We start from the raw sequence: 23,295 nt of genomic DNA, 5'->3' as shown, positions 1-23,295 counted from the left end.
AAAATAAGAAAATTAAAATGATTAAACTTAGAACAATTACAACTTTTTTTTGTTACATATTATTAGGGGTTTTTATAGCATCAGCCCAAACAATTAACGATTGGGAAAACCCTTTAGTTGTTGGGATTAATAAACTACCAGCAAGAGCTACATCGGTGTCTTTTCCAGATGAAGCCATGGCACTCAAGGGTCAACGTGTAGAAAGTCCAAGATATAAAAGCCTCAACGGCAACTGGAAATTTAGTTTTGCACCTGTAATAGAGCAAAGCATTCAGGGTTTTGAGAATCCTAGTTTTGATGTCTCAAATTGGGATGACATTCCTGTACCAGCCAATTGGGAATTACATGGTTACGGGCAAGCTATTTATACGAATGTTACCTATCCGTTTGTACCGGTTAAACCACCTTATATTCCTAAAAATGATAGTCCTGTTGGTTCTTATCGAACAACGTTTACGTTACCTGCAAATTGGTCGGATAATAAAATAATTATCCATTTTGGCGGTGTAAGTTCAGCCTTTTACTTATGGATTAACGGTGAGAAAGTAGGCTATAGCCAAGGTAGCCGATTACCAGCAGAATTCGATATTACACCATATTTAAAGGAAGGCGAAAACGTATTGGCAGCAAAAGTATTTAGGTGGAGTGATGGCTCTTATTTAGAAGATCAAGACCATTGGAGATTAAGCGGAATACATAGAGATGTGTATTTAGAAGCTGTACCAAAAACCTTTATTTACGATTTTAATGTTCGCACCGATTTAGATGAAAATTATAAAGATGCCACGTTGAGTATTAGACCAAAAATTAGTGCCGAAAATAAAGAAGAAGCTAAAAACTGGACTTTAGAGGCACAATTATTTGATGCCACTGGAACAGCCGTTTTAAACGATAAATTATCCAGTAATGTTGGTAAAATTATTAATGAATGGTATCCACAAAGAGGTACGGTTAAATTTGGCTTTATGGAAACTGAAGTTGAAAACCCTAAAAAATGGTCAGCTGAGTTTCCTAATTTATACACTTTAGTTTTTTATCTAAAAGACGCTTCAGGAAAACTAATAGAAACACGAAGCACTAAAATTGGTTTTAGAGAAACTGAACTGCGTGATGGAGAGTTTTTTGTAAATGGAAAACCCGTGTTGTTGTATGGTGTAAATAGGCACGATCATAGCCAATTTAGAGGGAAAGTAGTCCCAAAAGAAATAATGCTAAAAGATGTGTTGCTGATGAAACAATTTAACTTCAACGCTGTACGTACATCGCATTATCCTAATAATCCGTATTGGTATGAACTATGTGATGAATATGGCATTTATGTAATAGATGAAGCCAATTTGGAAACCCACGGACTTACGGGAAAATTAACTAACAACACTCTTTGGGCATATTCGTTTTTAGAACGGGCAATCCGCATGGTAGAGCGAGACAAGAACCATCCGTCTATTGTGTTTTGGTCTTTAGGAAATGAAAGTGGTATGGGGCCAAATCACGCTGCCATGGGTGCGTGGATGAAAGATTACGACCCCACACGAATTGTACATTATGAGGGTGCACAAAATGATTGGTGGGATAATATTAGAGGCAAAGACCCTGAATATGTGGGCATGAAAAGTCGGATGTATAATGGGCTTAATTATATGGTGAAATTAGCTAACGACCCTAATGATATTAGACCTGTTATTTACTGCGAGTATGCACATGCTATGGGAAACTCGTTGGGAGATTTTCAAGGATTTTGGAAAGCTATCAAAGAATACAAACGCTTTATTGGTGCCTTTATTTGGGATTGGACCGATGGTGCTTTGGTAGCTAAAAATAAAGAAGGAAAAGACTTTTGGGCATACGGTGGCGATTTTGGAGAACCAATACATAGTGGTAACTTCAATAATAACGGGGTTATTTCGCCTGATCAAACCCCAAAACCTGCCACTTGGGAAGCTAAAAAAGTGCATCAACCTATTGAAATTTCAGCAGCAGATTTAGAGGCTGGAACATTTAATATTTTAAATCGTCATCATTTTGCAGATTTAAGTAGATACGATGTGCATTGGAAATTAGAAGAAAACGGAACAACATTACAAAAAGGTATTGTTACCGCACCAAAATTAGCACCACTTGAAAAAGGAACTTTAAAAATTGATTTTAAAAAGCCTAAAATAAAGCCAGGTTCAAATTATTATATAACCATTAGTTTTAAATTAAACAAAGCATTTTCTTGGGCTAAAGTAGGACATGAAACCTCATGGGAGCAATTTGAATTACCTTATTATGAAAAGCCAAACCAGAAAAAATGGAATACTATATCTAAATTAAATGTAAACGAATCCAATTCAGAAATACAGATAGCAACCAAAAATGTAGTAGCTACCATTAATAAAGAAAATGGATTTTTATCATCCTTAAAAGTAAAAGGGTTAGAAACAATAAAACGGAAGTTGCAACCCAATTTTTGGAGGCCTCCAACCGATAATGATATTGGTTCTAATATGCCAAAAAGACAAGGATATTGGAAACTAGCTTCAGAAAATTTATCACTTAAAAGTTTTAATATTAAAGATCAAAACGATAAACATATCAGCATTCAAGCCATATATAATTTACCTGTTTCTGATAAAATAGAAGGAGCCACGGGAACTTTAGAGCTAAACTATACTGTATATGGCAATGGAGATATTTTGGTATACAGTAGTTTGTCCCCAAACGAAAAACTACCAAACCTTCCACGTTTTGGGATGCAAGTACAGTTAGATGATACTTACGATACCATGCAGTGGTTTGGGCGAGGACCGCATGCAAATTATTCAGATAGACTTACCAGTGCTGCATTTGGTCGCTACAAAAAATCTGTAAAGAACGATTTCTTTCATTATGTACGCCCTCAGGAAAGTAATAATTATACTGGAGTACGTTGGGCTTCATTAACCAATGTAATAGGAAAAGGTTTAGAGATTATAAGTGCAGAACCATTAAGTGTTAGTGCTTGGCCATATAGCACTAAAGATCTTTCAGATCGTAGAGGCCATATAGCTGACTTGCCAGACCGTGATTTTATTACACTCAATATAGATCATAAACAAATGGGAGTGGGAGGAGACGATAGTTGGTCTATTGCAGCAGTGCCCCATGTACCATTTCGTTTGCCTGCTAAAGAGTATCATTACAGTTTTGTAATACGTCCAGTAGTGAAAAAAGGAAGTAAGATAGACTATACATTACCGCAGAAATAAATTGATGAAAAATGTTCCACTATTAATATTTCTATGCTTGTTTTTAAGCTGTAGCAATCAAAAAAAGGCTTTATTGTTTTCTTATTTTAAAGGAAACGGAGAAGATGGTTTACACCTAGCGTATAGTGAAGACGGCTTAAAATGGGAAGCATTAAATAATGATAAACCTCTTTTAAAACCTCAAATAGGTCAAGATAAGCTTATGCGAGACCCTTGTATAATAATGGGGCCGGATAACGTGTTTCATATGGTTTGGACAATAAGTTGGGGTGAAAAAGGCATTGGTTATGCTAATTCTAAAGATCTTATTAATTGGTCTACTCAACAATATATACCTGTCATGGAACATGAAACTGAAGCGAAGAATTGTTGGGCACCGGAGTTGTTTTATGATGATCAAAAGGAGCAATATATAATCTGTTGGTCAACTACCATTCCTGGACGCTTTCCTGAAACTGATCAATCTGGAGATAATGGCTATAACCATCGCATGTATTATACTACAACAAAAGATTTTAAGACTTTTACCAAGACCAAACTATTTTTTGATAAAGGTTTTAATGTAATAGATGGAACAATTGTTAAAAACAAGAATAATTACCTAATGGTAATTAAAGACGAAACCAGATGGCCTCCAGCTAAAAACCTAAGGGTTGTTGAATCTAATAAACCTGAAGGCCCATACAGTAAACCGATAGAACCTTTTACGGTTACAGAAGAGTATTGGGCTGAAGGACCTTCTGTTGTGAAACTAAATAACGAATGGATTCTGTATTTTGATAAGTATAGAAAAGGTCATATGGGTGCTAAAAAAACCAAAGATTGGAAACATTGGGAAGAAATAAATGATATGTTTTCCTAAAGGAACTCGACACGGAACGGTGTTTAAAGCTCCAGTGAAAATTTTTAATAAATTAAAAACTATTAATAGTTACTAAATATGAAATTCATAAAAAAAAATTACATAAACATTCTTTTTTTATGTTTAACTAATACATTTGTATTTGCCCAAAAGAGTTCAGACTCTTTAGTAATAACTATCAATGAACACGAAAAATGGTTTGGAGGAGCGGTTAATGATGCTATACAGATGCCTTTTAAACCTGGTTACATGTTTGATATGTATGGAAATAATAAAGGTAATCAGATACAACCCTTATTGCTATCAAATAGAGGAAGGGTTATTTGGTCTGAAGAGCCGCTTGCTATTAACATTACAGAGAACACCGTTAACATAAAAGTTAGAAAAGGCAAAATTAAATTTAGCACAGGCGGAAAAACCTTAAAAGAAGCTTTTCAGTGGGCTGCAAAACAATATTTCCCAGCGAATGGAAAAATGCCAGACGAATTACTTTTTAAACAGCCACAATACAACACTTGGATAGAGTTAATGTACGACCAAAATCAAAAGGACATTTTGGAATATGCACATGCTATTATAGATAACGGACTGCCTCTAGGAGTTTTAATGATAGATGATAATTGGCAAGAAGATTATGGTAAATGGAATTTCCACCATGGGCGATTTCCAGACCCTAAAGCCATGATGAAAGAATTACACGATTTAGGTTTTAAAGTTATGCTTTGGGTGTGTCCATTTGTAAGTCCCGATACAGAGGAATACCGCGCTTTAGAGAAAAAAGGCGCTTTTTTAAGAAATCCTAAAAATGTAGAACAGGCTGCCAAACCATGGGTAGCACAAGGCACACCAGCAATGATAAGATGGTGGAATGGGGTGAGTGCTGTTCTCGATTTGTCAAACCCAACTGATGTGGCTTGGTTTAAAGGAAAATTACAATGGTTAATAGATGAATATGGAGTAGATGGGTATAAATTAGATGCTGGAGATACGAGTTTCTATCCAGAAAGGTTGGTTAGTTATAAAGGAAACATAACGCCTAACGAACACACAAAATTATTTGGAGAAATAGGATTAAGCTTTAGGCTTAACGAATACAGGGCTATGTGGAAAATGGCAGGACAACCTTTAGCACAACGCTTAAGTGATAAAGGGCATTCTTGGTACGATTTAAAAAAGCTTATTCCATCTATCACGGTGCAAGGTTTATTAGGTTATGCTTTCACTTGCCCAGATATGATAGGGGGTGGAGAGTTTAATTCATTTTTAAATGCATCAAGTGTAGATCAAGACTTGGTGGTGCGTTCGGCACAAACACATGCACTTATGCCTATGATGCAATTTTCGGTAGCACCTTGGCGTATTTTAGATAAAGAACACCTTGATGCTGTTAAAAAAGCAGTAGAACTAAGAAAACAGTTTGTTCCTGAAATTATGAAACTTGCAAGATTAGCAACCACGACGGGGATGCCAATTGTTAGAACTATGGATTTTGTATTTCCAAATGAAGGATTTGAAAACATACAAGACCAGTTTGTATTGGGAGATAATATTCTTGTAGCTCCTCATTTAGAGAAAAATACTTTAGAAAGGGTTGTCTATTTACCTAAAGGAAAATGGAAATCTGATGAAGGGGAGGTTATAAGGGGAGGGAAATCGATCACAACTGTTGTACCCTTAGATAGATTGCCTTACTTCATTAAAGTAAAATAAAAAGAGAGATGTAATCTGAATAGATATCGATTTTAAAATCAAAATTTATGTTATTTAAAAAAAAGTTAGAATATAGCATCAAATTAATTGAATTTAGTGCTAAATGCCCGCAATTAGGCACAATTTTTGTTAAAAATTTATTAAGTATTTCACATAAATCTTTGTTAAATCACATTTTTTTAACACTTGTCCGAAATTTCAGGATATAGATTTGTTGGAATATGAATAATTCTCCCAAATCAATTGCCTATGAAATTCGAAAAACTACTCCAAAAATTTGATGCCCGATTATCAGAAATCAAAAATGAACAACCGCAGATTATAAATCAAGCTAACTTTTCAATACTTGCTTGTAACGCTATTCTTTCAGAAATGAACCGTTTGGTTCTAAAATGCGGTTTTAAAAACGAAAGCGAAGAAATTCGTTTTTTCAAAAAAACCAAGATAAATCCATTGAGCAAACTGGTTTATTTTAGTGAAATTCGTTCATTAGAAGTGAAATTCCCAAAGGTATCGGTCAGGTGTCAAAAAAAACATATCAACACAAGAATCAAGAGAATCAATCGGTTTTATAACAGTAATATTGAATTTATTCAATATGTAAATGAAAGAAATACCCATTTGGATGAACTGTATTATACAAGAACAAACAACAACGGCATTAACCTAGGTAATAATGGTTCATATTTTCGTTCCCCTGAATTCTGCACCTCCCATGATATTGTTTTGGCAAAGCTAAAAGGTTATGATAAATTGGCGAACTATCTCCAAAATAGACTTTTTGGTATCAAGAACCCGAAAGCCTTATCGCCACTTGACGTACATAAAAAATCAAGATTACGATGGACTTCCTCAAAGGTTGCATTGACAGAATTAATTTATGCATTACATAGCAGTGGAGCAATCAATAGTGGAGCGGCTGACATTAAAGAAATAGCTTCCATCACAGAAAGAATCTTCAATGTTGAATTGGGTGATTTTTACAGAACTTTTTTAGAAATCAGAAACCGTAAAACGGGCAGGACGAAGTTTTTAGAAAATTTAAGCAATTCATTAAAAAAACGCATGGATGATATTGATGAATAAATCACCCAAGTTGTACCCAAGTTGGTAGTTCAAAAATTGAACAAGTTATCATATAATTTAGCGGTGATTGTTAGCTAAATTCGCTATCCTATTGGCTAAATAGAACTATTTTCCACTAAAATAAATGAATAAAAAAATTACCCAAGTTGGGTGCAACTTGTGAAAAAAGCCCAATAAACCTACTCAAATTTGCAGAACGAAAGTCAAATCATTGCAAGGTCGCCTTTAAAAAATTAAACACAGGCGGCTTTGTTTTAAAAATCGTTTTACAAATGACAGCAACAATTATTACTACAGAAGATCTTCTAGATTTCAAAATGCAATTACTAGATGAAATTAAAAAACTATTAGAAAACCAATCTGGACCAGTCGTTAAGAAATGGCTGAAATCTCCAGAAGTTAGAGAATTATTAGGTATTTCGCCTGGTACTTTACAGAACCTTAGAATTAATGGTACGTTACCCTATACCAAAGTCGGTGGAGTGCTGTATTATGACTATGCCGAAATCAACAAAGTATTGGAACAAAACAAAATTCATAATAAATTCTAGTCAACTTTGGAAGATCTCAATTATATCAAACATCTCAATGGAATTCTGGAACAATTCTCAAAGGATAACCGTTTAAATCCAAGCCATATTAGTTTATATATGGCCCTATTTCAAATTTGGAACAATTATCGTTTTAAGCCCTCATTTTATATAAATCGTGGTGAGGTTATGGATTTATCAAAATTAGGTTCTAGAACAACGTATCATCGTTGTATTAAAGAGCTTAGTTATTGGAAATACATCTTGTATGAACCTTCACATAACCCCTTTAGAGGAAGTAAAATTAGGATGTTCAATTTTGGGACAACCTCTGAATCGCCTTTAGATCCAAACTATACCAATATCGAGACAACCTACGAACAAGTGGTGGTATCTGAAGATAAACATATCAAAACAGGAATAAATAAAACAAACAAGAATAAACTTGACCAACCCAAAAATGAAAATGAAGTTATTAATTTTTTTTCAAAAAAAAATTGGTCAACATTAGAAGCTAAAAAATTTTACAACCACTACCAAGGTATTGGCTGGAAAGTGGGTGGCAAAACAAAAATTGTGGATTGGCAGGCAACGGCAAAAAACTGGATGATAAAAGCTGATGAAATAAAAAAAGAAAAAACAAGAAAAGCACCAGAACAAAAATTGGACAACCTCAATATAAATACTGACAAGAACTATGGAGAACCCTTATAAAATAACGGAAAAAGGTAAAGAATTTGTCCTTGGAGAAATCAAGGACAACACAATTTACTATGATTTGATTAAAACCATAACGTATCTCGATGTCAAAGGAAAGTTATTATTTGGCTCACATTTTAAAATTTATGAAGAAGATTTTAAAATTATTTACAAGCTGTTGATTTATATTATCAGAGATAAAGAAAATTGTAAAAAGCACGATATAAATCTCAATAAAGGAATTCTGTTAACTGGACCAATTGGATGTGGTAAAACATCGTTGATGGGCTTGATTAGGCACATTGTCCCGAAAGAAAGGCAGTACCAAATGCACTCCGCTAGAAACATCTCATTTGAATATCAAAAAGACGGTCATCAAATTATCGAAAATTATACCAATACAAAACCTTTTTGCTTTGATGATTTGGGGATAGAACAAAATTTAAAACATTATGGGAATGATTGTAATGTGATAGGTGAAATTTTATTGAGTCGATATGATTTATGGGTTTCGCATAAAGTAATCACTCATGCTACGACCAACTTGAATGCCCAAGAATTGGAAGAATGGTATGGGAATCGCGTGCGTTCTCGAATGCGACAGTTGTTTAATTTGGTGGCGTTTGATAAGGGTAGTAAGGACAAAAGGACTTAAGAATAAAACTACTCTTCCCATATAATGCTTAGGGTGTGTTTCCCGTTTGCGAGACAATGCTCTTTGAACGGTAGGTCTGCCTGTTTCGAAAATTTAATATCAAACCAATCCATTGCAAATATAGGTTCGGTTCCTGATACTTTCCTATCAAGAGTAAAATATTCACCAGCGACAGTGTCTTCAGGTAATTTATCTTTTCCGAATTTAAGCCAACGAAACCTGAAATCATTGGATGACCAATACCATTTAATTTCATTAGCGTAGGCGTACACCACCATAATAGGATGATTACCTATTGCACAAAACCTAAGTGAAGTAGAAGACTTACTAGTGCCATATTTTTTTGAAAGCTCTTCAATTATTCTAAATTCAAATTTCTTTCTGTGGCAATATTTTCGAAATCCAGTCTCGGGCATCAACAGGCAAGAAGAAAAGTAATCAGCCTGCCTTTCTGCTCTATTTTTGCTTTTGAAGCCAGTCAGAGAACAGTGGCTGGGAGATAAGCCTTTTAATAAAGAGTTTCTATGATTATCTATAAAATAATGACCAAGCTCGTGGCCAAATGTAAAGCGTGCTCTTTCAGAATATGCCTGTTTTAGCCTGTCTAAATTTATGAAAATGTGAAAATCTTCATTTTCGCATTCTAGAAGGCCATCAAAGGAATCTGAATAATTTCCAAAGCTATATGAAATATTATTTTTTTCTGCGATTACGATAGGGTCGATTTGACCATTTGGGAAGTAGTAATCGGCTATACTACTAGCCAAATCATTCAAATTCTCCACATCACTTCGGGAAATAAACTCACTTTTTCCTTGCATTTTTTTTATCCTTGTCCATTTGTTCCCTGTCTTTTTTAGATATTTTCTTACCATCCCGTGCTGCCATTGCTAAATTTCTCATAGCCTTATTCTCAGTTTTTTTAATAGGGATAATTTTATATACAGCTTTCTCTTCAGAAATGATAGCCTCTATTTTTGGCCATTTATTGGGGACGGTAAAATTATCACCAAATTTTTTTTCAAAAGATGTAATTTCATCAGAATTTTTGGGCATAGCATAGCCATACTTTCTCAAGAGCTTTCCGATGTCCTTTTTGTTAGATGCCATTTTTTTGTAGTTTATAACTTACCTTTTAATAATTCCTCTACCTTCTTTTTTGACCTTGATATGATTTGACGAATGTTTTGCCAAGTAGTTTCAAAAATCGCCTCCATAAGACTTATTTTTTCCTTTGTCATTCGTTTTTGATCGTCATACAGCAAATAGTACATTCGTATTATATCTCTTTTTCGCTCAGGGAATTCCAATAAACACTCATCGACTAAATTTCGTTTTTTTACCAGTTCCTTATCTAGATAATCAAACTCATGCTCATTCAAAGCCCATTTCCAATCACTGTCCTCATCATCAATTATGTTAAATTCTTCTTCTCTGAGAGCTTTGGTTCTCCTAAGTTCTTCCATTAATTTGAAATGGGCTATAGTAGCAAGATATGCCTTGAACCCGTCTTCTTGCGTGTCGTGCTTTTTCTTATCGAAGTCCCAATCTAATGGAGAGTTCCATATTTTCAAAAAGACTTCTGAAGTCACGGTCAAAGAAACTTCTTCTCTTTGTAATACGAATCCAATATGTTGATAGGTAACATTGTAAACGAATTTTTTAAAGGTTTCATATAGCAAGGCTATTGATTTTTCAGCCTGAGACAGGCACTCTCCCTTCTCGGCAATAACTAATAAATGGGTTTCTATATCCATATATACTATTAATCATATAACTATGTAAGACAAATTATTTAAAATTAATAGTAATAAGGGAGAATCAAATATAAGGAAATTCCTACAACTTTAAAGATAAAATTATGGCAAAAGATTCATCAGGTAAAAAGTTCAACAGAATACCAGAACACAAAAGAAAAGTAGGTGGTAAAACAATAACCGTCAAAGAATATATCAGGAGCAACAGAAAAGATAGTAATGGAAAGTAACGAGCGGAACTCCACAGCTCCGAATGGAGATTGTTTAATTTAAAAATTCATATATGAATTCAATTAATTTCTCCAGAGGAGAGTTTAGTATTTGCCATAAGAATAATTGCGTAAATGTAAAAGGTGACGCAGTAAAAGCTATCGTCTTTAGTCTTGCACTATTATTGTTCTTAGTGGTATGGTTTCAATGTTAGAGAAATCTAATTAGAAGGTTGATTATGGTGGATTCTCCAAGTGGACTGCTATAATTATACAATAATATGATATTAAATAGCCATTCTGTCATATGTTTAATAAAAAAAATGGCTTAAAAATTGTAAATAATACTGTTAAAAAAATAAATTATGAGTAAGAAAAAAATAAAATATTACCCCGTTGGAAATGGTGATACCACTTTAATTAAAGTCGGCAACGCTAACATTATAACCGACTGTAAAATTAGAGAAGTGAAAGATGACATATATGATGTCAAAAAAGACCTTGTTGAAGAATTAGAAAAAAGAGATGACAAGTCATATACAGATATTTTCATCTTAACTCATCACGACAATGACCATTGTCAGAATTTTGGCAATCATTTTCACACTGGAAAAGTGAGCTCATATGTTGATAGTGATGAGAAAATTATTATTGACGAATTATGGGTTAACGAATATATTTTAGGCGATGGCGAAATATCTGATGACTCCGATGCAGGAGTAATTAGAAAAGAGGTGAAGCGTAGAAGAAATCTCTATAAAAATAATGATAGTTCCAGGGATGAACGCGGCAATAGGTTGGTTTTGATTGGATATGACGATAACGGTAATTTCACAAACGTTCCCCAACATATACCAGGAGATATCGTATCAGAAGCAAACGGTATAAGTTTTGAGCTATTTGATTTGTTTATTCACGCTCCCTTCAAAGCTGACGTTGTCGAAAGCAATGCCATTGGAGATAGAAATATGTCAAGTGTTGTATACCAAGCTAGATTCTATAAAAACAATGGAACTGATTATTCGTGTAGGATTCTTCACGGTGGAGATGCAGACCATTACAGATGGGCTACGATAAAAGAGAAATCAGAGAAAAATAAAAACACAGAAGCTTTAGAATGGGACATTTTTCAAACACCCCACCATTGTTCTTGGACTTTTTTCAATGACACCCCGTATAAAGACGATGATAAAGACATTGATAATTCAGAACCAAAACAAACTTCTTTAGATATTTTAAATTATAAATTAACTGGTGCAAAAGTTGTTGCTACATCCAAGTTAGTTGTTGATGATAAAGATAATCCACCACACTATCCGGCTAGAAATGAATATGTTGATGTTGTTGGAAATACTAATTTCGAAAACACCCAGAAGTTTTATGATGACCATAAAAAAGCTATAGTTTTTGAAATTAATGATTACGGTGCAACCATAAAAAGAGCGGCAACAGCTGCAATAGGTGCTGGAGCTAAAAAACCATCTAGAGCAGGTTAAAAATATGGAGCAAGATTACACCGAACCTTCAAGTGAAGAATTAAAAGTCGATGATTTAAAAAACGACCATTCAAAGCAAATTGTATCATCAATTTCTGCTTTTGATAATACTATTAAATTATTAGGAGTATCAAATGCGAATGGACAACAAGAATTATTACATTTAAATATTCTTCCTGATATTCCTAATAACCCCATAAACGATATACAACAGGAAGAAAATTTAGTAGTAATTACTTCAGTAAATAACCGGAATCTACCCAAAGTTTATGCTTTAAGAAAAGATTTTCCCTTAGGCTTACCTCATACCAATATTACAAAAGATGAACGACCAGTTAGTCTTTGTCTTTTTGAAGAATCTTTTGAAGAGTTAAAGCATAATTGGTCTGGCTCATTTTTTTTACAATCAATAAAAAATTGGTTAGAGCTAACTGCAATCGATGCATTGCATCGAGAAGACCAGCATTTAGAACCATTTATTATAGGTAAGGGAGGTATGATTATGGGTAATAATACTCATAAGTTTTTTGATAAGTTATCTGGTAATTTTTACAAGAGTACTGATAATCCAGTAAAAAAAGGTTTTCATAAAGTTTTTGTTTCTATTACTCCTATAGAAAATGGAGTCGTACATCAAAGAGTAGATAATCTTTTTGATTTGGTTGAATTGTTTAATTCTAAAGGAATAAGTTTTAAGAATTTTCTAAAACCAAAAATATTAGAATTAGGTGAGTTCGGACTAACCTTAAATAAAGCCCAAGATTTTTGGGAAGCAATACTATTCATAAATGTCCAAATTCCTATTGTTAGAGATAGAGACCAAAGTGAACCGAGCTTTATTTCCTTTAAAGTAGATTGCACGTTAGGCGAAATATTAAATCTATACGGGTTTACTATTTTGGGAACTAAAAACATTCATCAGACCGGTGAAAATTTTTCTGAAAAAAAACTGAGAGCAATTAAAGTTGAAATACTTAACCCAATACCAGACCTAGATGTAGAGTGGGCTAGAAAATATAGTGGTATAGAGAATAGTAGCTGTATCGACAGTAAAATATCATTGATAGGTTTAGGAGCATTGGGGTCTCAATTTTTTATGAATTTAGCTAGGAATGGTTTTGGTTGTTGGAATTTAATTGACAAGGATGTTCTTCTTCCACATAACTTTATTAGACACGCATCAACCAATATTCAAGAACACACATCTCTAAATAAAGCAGAGGTCCTATCTAAGCAGGCGAATGAGCTTCTAAGTGATAATGAGTTTTCTAAAGCATTCCCTTCCGACATTTCTAGTTTAGACAAAACTATATTAGAACAATCAGATATAATAGTGGATATGTCAACATCTATTGGAGCTGAAAGGTATTTAGCAAATGAGATAGAAGGTCCCAGAAAATTATCTTCCTTTCTAAATCCAAGTGGTACTGATTTAGTAATGCTTACTGAAGATAAAAAAGGGGATTTTCCACTTGATATTTTAGAAATTCAATATTATAAAGAGTTAATGCAAAGCTCTGATTTGGTAGGTCACTTAGAATTTGAACAGACTAATAAAATACGTTACGCTAGAGGTTGCAGAGATATAACTTCAAAAATACCACAAGAAAATCTATCTATCTTTTCTGGTATTGCTTCAAAAAATTTCAAAAAGAAATTATTGAGTAGTACCGCTGATATTGAAATTTGGAGATTGGATGAATTTCATTCTGTAAAACACTTCAATTTCGCCATTGATAAGTGGCATAGAGTAGCGATAAGTGATTGGACAGTATTAATAAATGAAATTAGCCTGCTGAATATAATTTCAAAGCATAGGAACAATAAGCTACCTAATGAAACAGGTGGTATTTTAATTGGAACAGTTGACACTTATTACAAGAAAATATACGTTACTCACACTATTTTGTCCCCTAAGGATAGTATTGAAAGGCCTACTTTATTCATAAGAGGTATCGATGGTGTTTCTGATGAATTGAAAAGGATTAGTCAAATAACTAATCAGAATTTGAAATATTTAGGTGAATGGCATAGCCATCCCAGACGCTGTAGTTTAAATATGAGTGGAGATGATAAAATACAATTTGCTGAACTTATAAGAGAAGCCGAACTTATTGGACAGCCGGCATTGATGCTAATTCTGGGAGATGATGGAGAATTCCAGATATACCTTAACAACCTTAAAATTTAATTAATGAAAACAACAGAATATTATATAAAGGCAAGGTTATTTCCTACTATAATTTGTGCTATCCCAATATTAACACTTTACTATTTTGGTTTTAGTGAGAAAATAATTGATTTTATAGATTTTCTTAAAGGATACAAATGGGTAAGTGATATAACTATTTCAGTAGCCATAATTTATCTGATGACCCAGATAAACAGATTTGTATCTAAGGAATTATTTCAAAAAGTATTTTTTAAAGATGAAATAAATATGCCTACAACTAATTTCTTACTTCATTCAGGCACTTTCTTTGCAGAAAAGATAAAAAGTAGTATTCATAAAAAAATTGAAGAAAATTTTGATATTAAGCTCCTTACTAAAATTGAAGAAGCTGAAAACGTGCTAGAAGCCCGTAAAACAATTATAAGTGCTGTAGCTCAAGTTAGGAATGCTACAAGAGACAATCATTTATTGTTACAACATAATATAGAATACGGTTTTACAAGAAATTTGATAGGTGGTTGCTCAATAGCAGCATTGATATCATTACTAAACCTTTATTTTTTTAAAAGCTTCATTCCGAATACATTAGCATTCAATATTAGTATTGGATTTGGTATTCTTTATTTATTGCCAATTTTGTTCAGTAAGTATTTAGTAAATCGCTATGGGAAGTATTATGCAAAAGTTTTATTTGAACAATTTTTAAAAGTATAAATTATGGATTTTAGCATTGATATGATGAACCTCGGATATGCGGATTGCAACATAATTCAGATAAAATATCAAAGGATAATAGTCCGAAGCTTAGATTAATCATTTCATTCTCATTATTTCTTTGAAGAAACATAAAATTAATTCTTTTAAAAGTTCAACAATTTCAACTAAAAACTCTTTCATAATTCTATATATTTAAATAATTATACATTCCTATCAAAATGGACAATGCCATTGCCCTAATATTTTTAGTTTCTTGAAAATAATCTGCTTCATCATTATTAGTTAAAAACCCTGTTTCAATAAGTATTGATGGGCAAAAAGCAACCGTTTCTCTCAATACCTGAAAATTGGCAAACTTAACACCACGTTTTTTAAAGCCCAATTTTTCAGTACTTTCATTTAGGACAGACAAACCCAACCCAATTGAACTTTTAGTAAGTGGCTTATCCGAATGATGTACATAAACTTCCATTCCTTTAGACATGACCATAGACGCATTGCAATGCAAAGATAGAAATACGTCCGCTTTTAAAGTTCTTGCCAACCTAGTTCTATCTCCTAGAGAAATCAGCGTGTCTTTATATCGTGTCAAATAAATATCAAACTCGCTCTCAAAGAGCGTTTCGTTAAGTCTGATAATTTCCTTAGCAATATTCAAAACCACATCCTTTTCTAAAATACTGTTTATGCCAATTGCCCCAGAATCATTTCCACCATGTCCAGGATCAATAACAATGACTTTTTTAGACCCTTCATTTTGTCCAAAAACAAAACACATTTTGAGAACCAATAACAACAAAACTTGTGCTGAGCGAAGTCGAAGTACGACGTTTTTTAGCCTTATACCCTTCCAATTTTTTACAGTTATCAACATAACACTTTTCATTTTTCATACCATTTGATGCCAATTCACATCAAAGGGATATAATCCCTTTTAGATTTTATTTTATTCACAAAATACTGATTAACAGTATTTTGTATAGCAATATACATTATTTTTCATATATCAAAATCAAGTAAAAATTTAAAATAGATTTCTTATGAAAAAATCAATCGCATTGACCACAGTAGCATTTTTTATCACCACTTCTATTTTTGCTCAAATTGGAGGTATTGAAGATTCCGTAAATGATGTTTCTCAAACCGTCCGTTCCATTTTCCCCATCATCTTAGGTGTTATTTTTCTAATAGGCTTTCTTTTTAATGCTGGACATTTCTTTGGAGAGAATTCGGATTTAAAAAAAGGGATTACCCGTGTATTGGTCTTTGTACTTATTGCGGGTGCAGTTGTAGGAATCTTCACCTATTTAATAGGAATAGTAGTCTAGGCATCATAGATGCATTTATATAATTAAAAATACATTTTTAATCTAAATAATAAAAAACTCTGTGAGTTTGAGAAAATTTGAAGTTTATAGAAACATGAGAAAACAAGCTGAGATTATGGGTTTGAATATTTCCTTATTTGCCCTGATGATGACATCTATTATCGGCTCGTTTATGGTTATCATTTTTTCTTTTGGTTTCATTGTGATTCTTACAGCATTGATATTCAATATTGTCTTGTACATCGCTTTGATCTATTTGACCAATAATCCTTCTCATTTCTATTTCAAAAAAGTATTCCCAAAAACCATTAGCAATAAAAAAGCGTGTCTTTCCCTCACCGAGGGATTTAGTAAAAAGATAATTATTAGAAAATAAATATAGTTCTAAGCATGAAAAAAATAAATCTCTCTGCATACCATCCCATAATTGATATCCAAGGTCATGTCGTTTTCGCTAATAATGGAAATGTCATTCTATGTTATAAAACATCACTCCCAGAAGTTTATTCACTTTCTGAAAAAGACTTTGAAGAATTGCATGGCACATGGTTTCAAGCTTTTAAATCATTGCCAACAAGCACCGTTGTCCATAAACAAGATATTTACCAAAAAAGTAACTATAAAGCAGCAATGCTGCCAAATCAAAGCTTTTTGGAGAAAGCGACCAATGACTATTTTAAAGGAAGGGAATATCTAAAGCATAATTGCTATCTATTTTTTATACTACCATATAACAAAGCTCTAAATGCTTCAAAATATACCAATCCTTTTCGAAGTGTAGAAAAAAGCATCCATACCGAACTCGACCATACTGTACAAGCTTTTATATCAGCGGTCAATGATACCGTTTCTTTTATAAACAATAGCAGAAAGGTTTCTTTGCTACAATTAAACCAAAACGAAATCTTATCATTAACCGACACCTATTTTAATGGTTTTAATCAAGATTTTGATACAGATATTTTATTGAACAATTCGGATATTGAAATCGGTAATAACCATTTTGATGTATTAGCAGTTAATAGCGAACTGTGTTTTGGAGATGCTGTACAAAGCAGCAAACCCGATGACAAGTTTACTTCCAACGATTTTATATTCCACCAAGGTTTTATTGATGGTTTGGGATTGGGTATCGATGAAAATCATATTGTCAATCAAATCCTCTATTTGGATGATAAACACAAATGGAGAAAACTGCTCGAAAGGAAAATTGAAGAATTAAAGAAGAGCATCAATTTTGGCACCCAAAACCGCGTAGTTCTCAAAAAGATTGAACATATCCTAAGTCAAATCAATGAAGATGAAACTTCACAAATCATCAGAGGGCATCTCAACATCATTTTCTGGTCCTGCGAGCCGCAGAGGCTAGGTAATATTGCCTCGAATATTAAAGCGGAGTTTAAGGAACTGGATATAATACCCTATTATCCAAAAGGTGAAGAACGCAAACATTATTTTGTCAATAGCTATTGTTGTTTTGCTTCCAATTTTTCCAATGAAGATGTCTATGTAACCGATTTAAAACATGCCTTGTGTTTATATATAAACAATACCAACTATCAATCAGATGCTACTGGTGTCATTTTTAATGATAGGCAGCATAACATTCCTGTACTCAAAGATGTCTGGGATGAACAAAAGAAACGTATCAAGGCACGAAATTTTGCCATATTTGCTCCGACTGGAGAAGGGAAATCTTTTTTAGCCAATAATATTTTACGCCAGTATTTCGAAAGTGGTACACGAGTTGTCATTATTGACTTGGGCGGATCCTACGCCAAATTTGCAAAACTTTATCCCAATGACCATGTGATACTTCGTTATGAGCATGGTAAAAACTTGGGAATCAATCCATTTTATATGCCCAAAAGTGCCAACGGTATTGTGGCCCCGGATCGATTGGAAGATTTGGCTGTCTTTTTGTTGGAACTGTTGGCCTCTAGAAAAGAAGCATCCAAGGCACAGTCCGTAGCCTTAAAAAAGGTATTACAATATTACTATCAAAATAGTGTCAAAGACACCCATTCGTTGGCTTCACTATATGCTTTTGTTGAAGCTCAAAAGAATGTATTGTTAAAGACGCTTAACATTCACGAACGTCATTTGAATCTCAATGATTTCCTACATATCCTGTCTGAATATGTAGGTAACGGATTGTATAGTTTTCTTTTCAATGTAAACAAAGACCAGACTTATAGAATTGAAGATAAACGCCTAATAGTATTTGAACTGGACGAAGTCAAGGACAACAAAGAAATATTATCGGTGATGCTGAAACTGATTAAATCTGCCATCCAACGTACCATTTGGCAAAATAAAGCCGAAAAAGGGATTATTCTTTTTGATGAATTTGCTAAACAACTCAAATTTGAAAATGTTTTGGAAAGTGTTGAATATTACTACCAAGCCATCCGTAAACAAAATGGGGCAATTGGTATTATCCTGCAATCCATCAACCAATTACCGAACAATGCTACTTCGGCTAGTATTCTGGAGAATACACAGGTCATATACAGTCTGTACAATGAAAAAGGTTACGGCGAACTCCAAAAAAGGTTAAATCTGTCCTCACATGATCTTAACCAATTGAAGTCCATTCGGAACAACCTAACTGGCGATAGGAAGTATACAGAAATCTTTATCAAAATAGGGAAGGAGAGCAATATTTTCAGATTGGAAGTACCACCAGAAGTCTATGCCGCCTATCTGACCGATGGTGTGGAAAACGAGGCCATAAAGGACATTTATAATGAGACCAATGATATGGAAAAGGCCATCACTAAATTTCTCCAGCACCGTCATTGACTGTTTTAGTATTACAGATTTTATAAACATAACAAATAATAAACAAATCAGGCGATGCCTGTTAACATTAAAAACCATGAACAATACAATTAAAAAAATCCTCTTAGCGACATTATTCATCCTTTTACAAAATGCACGCGGTGCGTGCCAGGGTGAGCCTGTTTACGACCATACCAACTATGTTCAATTAGGAAAAGCCTTGACGGAAGCAGGAAAGCAAACCGATAAACTGATAAAGACGGTAGAGTTTCTCAAGAAACAAAAAGAAAATATAGAAAAGGTAAGCAATGTCATCAAACAGCTAAAAGCTGTAAAAGAATTAGCAAAGAACAATGAACGCTTGTTTAATGTGGTAAAAGATGATTTGAGAGCTATTTTGGATTCTCCTTATATCAAACCTGAAGAAATCGAACGGATTAGTAATTCCTTTAACGCAATTATTGATAATGCCGTAAAGGATGTCAAGTTTATTAGTGAAATATTATCAAGTGATAACCTAAAAATGACTGATGCAGAACGCTTGGAAATGATAAAGGCTAAAGAAAAGCAATCCAATGAAATGGTAGCCGAAATCAATCAAAAAACCAGATTGTATAGAGAGATTGTTGCCTTTCGGGAAATGCAAGATAAAATCAATAACAGAGAAGCCAAACATTAAACCATAGCCATGATATCATTAAGCATAGGACTGGAATATATCGATGCTGTTTTTACCACGATTAAAAGCAGTGACTTTTCTCAATATACTATTGCAGGAATGAAAACTTTGGCAGTGCTTTTCTTTTTGGTCAATATCCTTAAAAAATACAATGAAGGTGTAGCAACAAAAGATGGTTATACTTGGGGATTGACCCCAGCAGAACTTGCCAAGAATTTTGCCATTGTAATTTTGGTCATTTTCTCGACTCAACTATTGGGTGTTTTTGATTCCATTTTGGTCAATATTGAAAGCCAGTATACCGATACCGCTCCAGCGTTACTACCCTTACAGTTGCAAGATATTGATATAGAAACCGAAGTTGGGATTATCGATGCTGCAAAGAAAGCCATGGCATTATTATATGAAGCTCTGGTAACACCATTCTTTGGTTTGCGGGTATTGTCCTTTATCATTGCCGTTTTTCTGTGGCTATTGGATTTGTTTATTTATCCCTTGTTTTTGGCAGAGCGTTTTTTTCTGTTAGGGATTATGCAAGCGTTTTTTCCTTTGGTTATCAGCTTGGCGGTTTTTGAAAAGTTTAGGGCATTGGCCTATAACTTTTTTAAGCTCTATGCTGGGGTCTATATGTTGGTTCCCGCTTTCTTTCTAGTCAATGTATTTGTCAATAACATCTACACGGAAATCAACACCAACTTTTGGAGCAATCTCTTTGGTACGGATTGGGGGGAGCAATATTTTGCACCCTTAATCGAGTTTGGCTCGATAGGTTTTATCGTACTGTTAAAGTTCAAATTGTACCGACGGGCCACCACATTTACCTTAAAACTCTTTACTGGTGGCTAAGCCACATTTGGCAAAAAAAGATGATAAAAATAATTAATAGTAAAATGAGAACACCTTATAAAAATATTTACACTTTGTTAAAAAAAAACCGATTTATCGTTCTGTCGGTGGTGATCGGATCCGCCAGCATAGCGGTCGTAGCTATATTTATGGTAGCCCATATCTATAAGCAATCCATAAACAATGCCTTTATGGTCAATACCGATGGCCAAGTCATTCCCTTGCAATTGGTTTCCCAAAAAGAAAACCTGGAAGTAGAAGCCAAGGCCCATTTGGAATTGTTCCATACCTATTTCTATAATATAGATGCCAGTAACTATGAGAAGAACTTGGCAAAAGCAATCTGGTTGGGGGATAGTACCGTAGATGCGATCTATCGGCAAAAAAAGTCGGATGGGGTATATAACCGATTGTTACAATATTCTTTGGTACAACGGGTTATCCAAATTGAATCCAAGGTAGAATTACAAAAAGAACCCTACCGTTTTCAGTGTACTGTTTTATTTGAAATTAACCGAGGGTCGGTAATCGATTCATATGAACTGACCACTACTGGAAGTTTAATTCATGTAGAGCGTAATTTTCCGAACAATACACATGGGTTGTTAATCACCAATTTTTTCGAAAAAACCTTAAAAAAGAGTGAAAGTCCAAAATAAAAAACAATTTGAAAACTTAAAGATTTAATCCTAATGAAATTTAACAAAAAGAAAATAGTATTCGTTTTGATTTTAGTATGTATTTTGCTGTATATCATAGCCTATGCCATGACATTATTTAAGGAAGATGAAGAATCGGTCATAGAAAATAACGAAGTCCCAGTTCCAGAACTCAAAGACGAACAAAAACAATATGAATCGAAACTCGATGCTCTGAATGATTTAAAAGAAGTAAGACAGACCAATGCTCCAAGTATTTATGACGAACGCCTGTTGGACTCTACCGGTACTTATGATCCTGAATTGATTGATAAGGATAAACAACGCATCATAGATAGTATTTACCGTCACGGACAACTACATTATTCCCAAAACAGTTATAATAGCTCTCAACCGAAAACCAAAAGTATTCCAGTCGATACTACCAAAGATTCTTTGAAATTAATTCAAGAAAAATATGTCTCGGCAAAAAGAATGGGAGTGGAACACCAGCAGTTTTTCGCATCAAGTCCAGCACAAAACAAGAATACCAAAAAGCAGACCAACACGGATAAAGCCATTTTTGTAGAAGTAGATGGGAATCAAGTCGTCAAAAAGAATTATCGATTGCGGATGCGATTGACCAAAGATGCCACCATCAATGGAAAGTTGGTTTCCAGAAATTCACTCATCTATGGTTTCATAAAATTTCAGCCAAACCGAGCAATGATTGAAATTGAAAATATCAATCATGTACCCACCAAACTAAGGGCATTCGATTTTCAGGATGGCAGCGAGGGCATTTATGTAGAAAACAGTTTTAAGGGAGAAATCGCTAAGGAAGTGGCAGGGGAACTAATCGATGAAGTAAATATCCCAGGCGTACCACAAGTAAGTGGTGTATCGAAAGTATTTCAACGCCATAATCGAAAGATAAAAGTAACCATCATCAATAACTATAAACTTATTTTAAAGCCTCATTGAGCCATTTTATTAAAATTATACTCGCATGAAAACATTTCTGATATTAATACTCCTTGCTTATTCTGTTTCTATGAAAGCACAACAACCGTTGGACACCATTTATGCCAATGACCAAAAGAGTGTGGCTCTGTTTTTTCCAACACCAATAAAACAAGGTATAACTGGTTCAAGAAATTTTGTATTTACCTATAACACAGAAACCGAACAATATTTAGGATTATTACAAGCGAAGCCTGGTGCAGCAAGTAATTTATTGGTTATTGGAGATGACGGTTCTGTTTTCTCATATATAATTACTTATAATAAAGAACTCAAAAAGTTGAATTATTTTATTCCAAAAACAAATAGTATTGGGAATGAAATTCCTAAAACTGAGAATAATAAAAACGGTGCAGTACCACAAGACTCATTGCTAAAAGTTCAAACTCAAAATCCCTATGAATATCGAAAGGAATATTTTGAAAAATTTAGTAAGTATCTGTTGACTAAAAAACATCTCATTCAAAAAGCAAGACATGGTAAAGCAATATTATTTTCTCTTAAAAAGTTGGTGTATGACCGTTCGGAAGTGTATGCGGTAATTGAAATCAATAATAGATCTGGAATTGATTTTGAAGTTGATTACATTAACTTTTATAGCGTAAATACGAACAAAAGAAGAAAATCTTCTTTTCAGAAATTGCAAATACAACCTATCTATAGATATAATCTTCCGGAAACTTTTTTGAATGGGCAAACGTATAAGTTTGTAATTGTGATGCCAAAATTTACGTTAGGGGATTCTGAAAAATTATCAATTCAGATTAAGGAGAAAAATGGGAATAGGGAGATGAGGCTATAACCTAAGTGAAAAATAATTGGTCGCTAAGAGTATTTAGTAGTTCCCAAAAAAGAGATATGATAACCAATAGT

Annotated in this window: 23 protein-coding genes; 18 read left to right on the top strand and 5 right to left on the bottom strand. The window is 33.7% G+C overall.

Annotated elements, in window-relative coordinates; all coding sequences use genetic code 11:
- Nucleotides 1-17: 17 nt before the first annotated feature.
- The 7 genes from U5A88_RS10330 to U5A88_RS10300 all read left to right on the top strand — a co-directional run bounded on the left by U5A88_RS10330 (nt 18) and on the right by U5A88_RS10300 (nt 8,772).
- Entirely contained in the window at nt 18-3,230 is a 3,213-nt protein-coding gene (locus tag U5A88_RS10330; RefSeq protein WP_354206159.1) for a glycoside hydrolase family 2 TIM barrel-domain containing protein, read from the top strand.
- Nucleotides 3,231-3,234: 4 nt separating this feature from the next.
- Nucleotides 3,235-4,092 carry a glycoside hydrolase family 43 protein gene (locus U5A88_RS10325; protein ID WP_354206158.1) on the top strand — a complete coding sequence of 286 codons (858 nt, stop codon included), beginning with the start codon at nt 3,235-3,237 and terminating at the stop codon, nt 4,090-4,092.
- A gap of 78 nt (nt 4,093-4,170) precedes the next feature.
- A complete protein-coding gene (locus U5A88_RS10320) occupies nt 4,171-5,802 on the top strand; it encodes a glycoside hydrolase family 31 protein (protein WP_354206156.1) in 1,632 nt (543 codons plus the stop codon).
- A gap of 249 nt (nt 5,803-6,051) precedes the next feature.
- On the top strand, nt 6,052-6,888 hold the full coding sequence (locus U5A88_RS10315) for an RteC domain-containing protein (RefSeq protein WP_354206154.1): 837 nt from the start codon (nt 6,052-6,054) through the stop codon (nt 6,886-6,888).
- Between the two features lie 272 nt (nt 6,889-7,160).
- The gene (locus tag U5A88_RS10310) at nt 7,161-7,439 is read left to right on the top strand and encodes a helix-turn-helix domain-containing protein (RefSeq protein ID WP_354206152.1); all 279 of its coding nucleotides are present in this window, start codon (nt 7,161-7,163) and stop codon (nt 7,437-7,439) included.
- A gap of 6 nt (nt 7,440-7,445) precedes the next feature.
- On the top strand, nt 7,446-8,132 hold the full coding sequence (locus tag U5A88_RS10305) for a hypothetical protein (protein WP_354206150.1): 687 nt from the start codon (nt 7,446-7,448) through the stop codon (nt 8,130-8,132).
- Entirely contained in the window at nt 8,116-8,772 is a 657-nt protein-coding gene (locus U5A88_RS10300) for an ATPase (RefSeq protein WP_354206149.1), read from the top strand. Before U5A88_RS10305 ends, U5A88_RS10300 begins: the two co-directional genes overlap by 17 nt.
- Nucleotides 8,773-8,780: 8 nt before the next feature.
- On the opposite strand, the gene U5A88_RS10295 is transcribed toward U5A88_RS10300, so the two are convergent.
- The 3 genes from U5A88_RS10295 to U5A88_RS10285 are packed head-to-tail and all read right to left on the bottom strand — an operon-like array spanning nt 8,781 to nt 10,454.
- The gene (locus U5A88_RS10295) at nt 8,781-9,593 is read right to left on the bottom strand and encodes an ImmA/IrrE family metallo-endopeptidase (RefSeq protein WP_354206148.1); all 813 of its coding nucleotides are present in this window, start codon (nt 9,591-9,593) and stop codon (nt 8,781-8,783) included.
- Nucleotides 9,577-9,882 (bottom strand): hypothetical protein, encoded by a 306-nt coding sequence (locus U5A88_RS10290; protein ID WP_354206147.1) that lies wholly within the window; start codon nt 9,880-9,882, stop codon nt 9,577-9,579. Before U5A88_RS10290 ends, U5A88_RS10295 begins: the two co-directional genes overlap by 17 nt.
- A gap of 11 nt (nt 9,883-9,893) precedes the next feature.
- Nucleotides 9,894-10,454 (bottom strand): sigma-70 family RNA polymerase sigma factor, encoded by a 561-nt coding sequence (locus U5A88_RS10285; protein WP_354206146.1) that lies wholly within the window; start codon nt 10,452-10,454, stop codon nt 9,894-9,896.
- A gap of 179 nt (nt 10,455-10,633) precedes the next feature.
- On the opposite strand from U5A88_RS10285, the gene U5A88_RS10280 reads away from it, so the two are divergent.
- The 4 genes from U5A88_RS10280 (at nt 10,634) to U5A88_RS10265 (ending at nt 15,121) form a co-directional block, all read left to right on the top strand.
- Nucleotides 10,634-10,759: a hypothetical protein gene (locus U5A88_RS10280; protein WP_354206144.1), complete on the top strand. Its 126-nt coding sequence runs from the start codon at nt 10,634-10,636 to the stop codon at nt 10,757-10,759.
- A 344-nt stretch (nt 10,760-11,103) separates the two neighbouring features.
- Nucleotides 11,104-12,234, top strand: a complete 1,131-nt coding sequence (locus U5A88_RS10275) for a hypothetical protein (RefSeq protein WP_354206142.1) — start codon at nt 11,104-11,106, stop codon at nt 12,232-12,234.
- A gap of 4 nt (nt 12,235-12,238) precedes the next feature.
- Nucleotides 12,239-14,425 carry a ThiF family adenylyltransferase gene (locus tag U5A88_RS10270; RefSeq protein ID WP_354206140.1) on the top strand — a complete coding sequence of 729 codons (2,187 nt, stop codon included), beginning with the start codon at nt 12,239-12,241 and terminating at the stop codon, nt 14,423-14,425.
- Between the two features lie 3 nt (nt 14,426-14,428).
- Nucleotides 14,429-15,121, top strand: coding sequence for a hypothetical protein (locus U5A88_RS10265; RefSeq protein WP_354206139.1), 693 nt, complete (start codon nt 14,429-14,431; stop codon nt 15,119-15,121).
- Nucleotides 15,122-15,308: 187 nt separating this feature from the next.
- Here U5A88_RS10265 and U5A88_RS10260 read toward each other — a convergent pair whose 3' ends face one another.
- The gene (locus U5A88_RS10260) at nt 15,309-16,010 is read right to left on the bottom strand and encodes an N-acetylmuramoyl-L-alanine amidase family protein (RefSeq protein ID WP_354206138.1); all 702 of its coding nucleotides are present in this window, start codon (nt 16,008-16,010) and stop codon (nt 15,309-15,311) included.
- Nucleotides 16,011-16,164: 154 nt separating this feature from the next.
- Here U5A88_RS10260 and U5A88_RS10255 point away from each other — a divergent pair, with 154 nt between their 5' ends.
- Entirely contained in the window at nt 16,165-16,452 is a 288-nt protein-coding gene (locus U5A88_RS10255; protein ID WP_354206136.1) for a hypothetical protein, read from the top strand.
- Nucleotides 16,453-16,585: 133 nt separating this feature from the next.
- Here U5A88_RS10255 and U5A88_RS10250 read toward each other — a convergent pair whose 3' ends face one another.
- On the bottom strand, nt 16,586-16,729 hold the full coding sequence (locus U5A88_RS10250; protein WP_354206135.1) for a hypothetical protein: 144 nt from the start codon (nt 16,727-16,729) through the stop codon (nt 16,586-16,588).
- A 113-nt stretch (nt 16,730-16,842) separates the two neighbouring features.
- Here U5A88_RS10250 and U5A88_RS10245 point away from each other — a divergent pair, with 113 nt between their 5' ends.
- The 6 genes from U5A88_RS10245 to U5A88_RS10220 all read left to right on the top strand — a co-directional run bounded on the left by U5A88_RS10245 (nt 16,843) and on the right by U5A88_RS10220 (nt 23,224).
- Nucleotides 16,843-19,257 (top strand): TraG family conjugative transposon ATPase, encoded by a 2,415-nt coding sequence (locus U5A88_RS10245; RefSeq protein ID WP_354206133.1) that lies wholly within the window; start codon nt 16,843-16,845, stop codon nt 19,255-19,257.
- Between the two features lie 76 nt (nt 19,258-19,333).
- Nucleotides 19,334-19,915: a conjugal transfer protein gene (locus U5A88_RS10240; RefSeq protein WP_354206132.1), complete on the top strand. Its 582-nt coding sequence runs from the start codon at nt 19,334-19,336 to the stop codon at nt 19,913-19,915.
- A gap of 9 nt (nt 19,916-19,924) precedes the next feature.
- Entirely contained in the window at nt 19,925-20,761 is an 837-nt protein-coding gene (locus U5A88_RS10235) for a hypothetical protein (RefSeq protein WP_354206130.1), read from the top strand.
- A 44-nt stretch (nt 20,762-20,805) separates the two neighbouring features.
- On the top strand, nt 20,806-21,420 hold the full coding sequence (locus tag U5A88_RS10230) for a conjugal transfer protein TraK (protein ID WP_354208173.1): 615 nt from the start codon (nt 20,806-20,808) through the stop codon (nt 21,418-21,420).
- Between the two features lie 33 nt (nt 21,421-21,453).
- Nucleotides 21,454-22,383 carry a conjugative transposon protein TraM gene (traM, locus tag U5A88_RS10225; RefSeq protein ID WP_354206128.1) on the top strand — a complete coding sequence of 310 codons (930 nt, stop codon included), beginning with the start codon at nt 21,454-21,456 and terminating at the stop codon, nt 22,381-22,383.
- A gap of 25 nt (nt 22,384-22,408) precedes the next feature.
- Nucleotides 22,409-23,224 (top strand): DUF4138 domain-containing protein, encoded by an 816-nt coding sequence (locus U5A88_RS10220; RefSeq protein ID WP_354206127.1) that lies wholly within the window; start codon nt 22,409-22,411, stop codon nt 23,222-23,224.
- Nucleotides 23,225-23,295: the final 71 nt, after the last annotated feature.

Origin of the sequence: Aureibaculum sp. 2308TA14-22 (assembly GCF_040538665.1) — a bacterium.
Classification (GTDB): domain Bacteria; phylum Bacteroidota; class Bacteroidia; order Flavobacteriales; family Flavobacteriaceae; genus Aureibaculum.
Note: the sequence above shows the minus strand (reverse complement) of the source record. Positions and strands in the feature narration are given on the sequence as shown.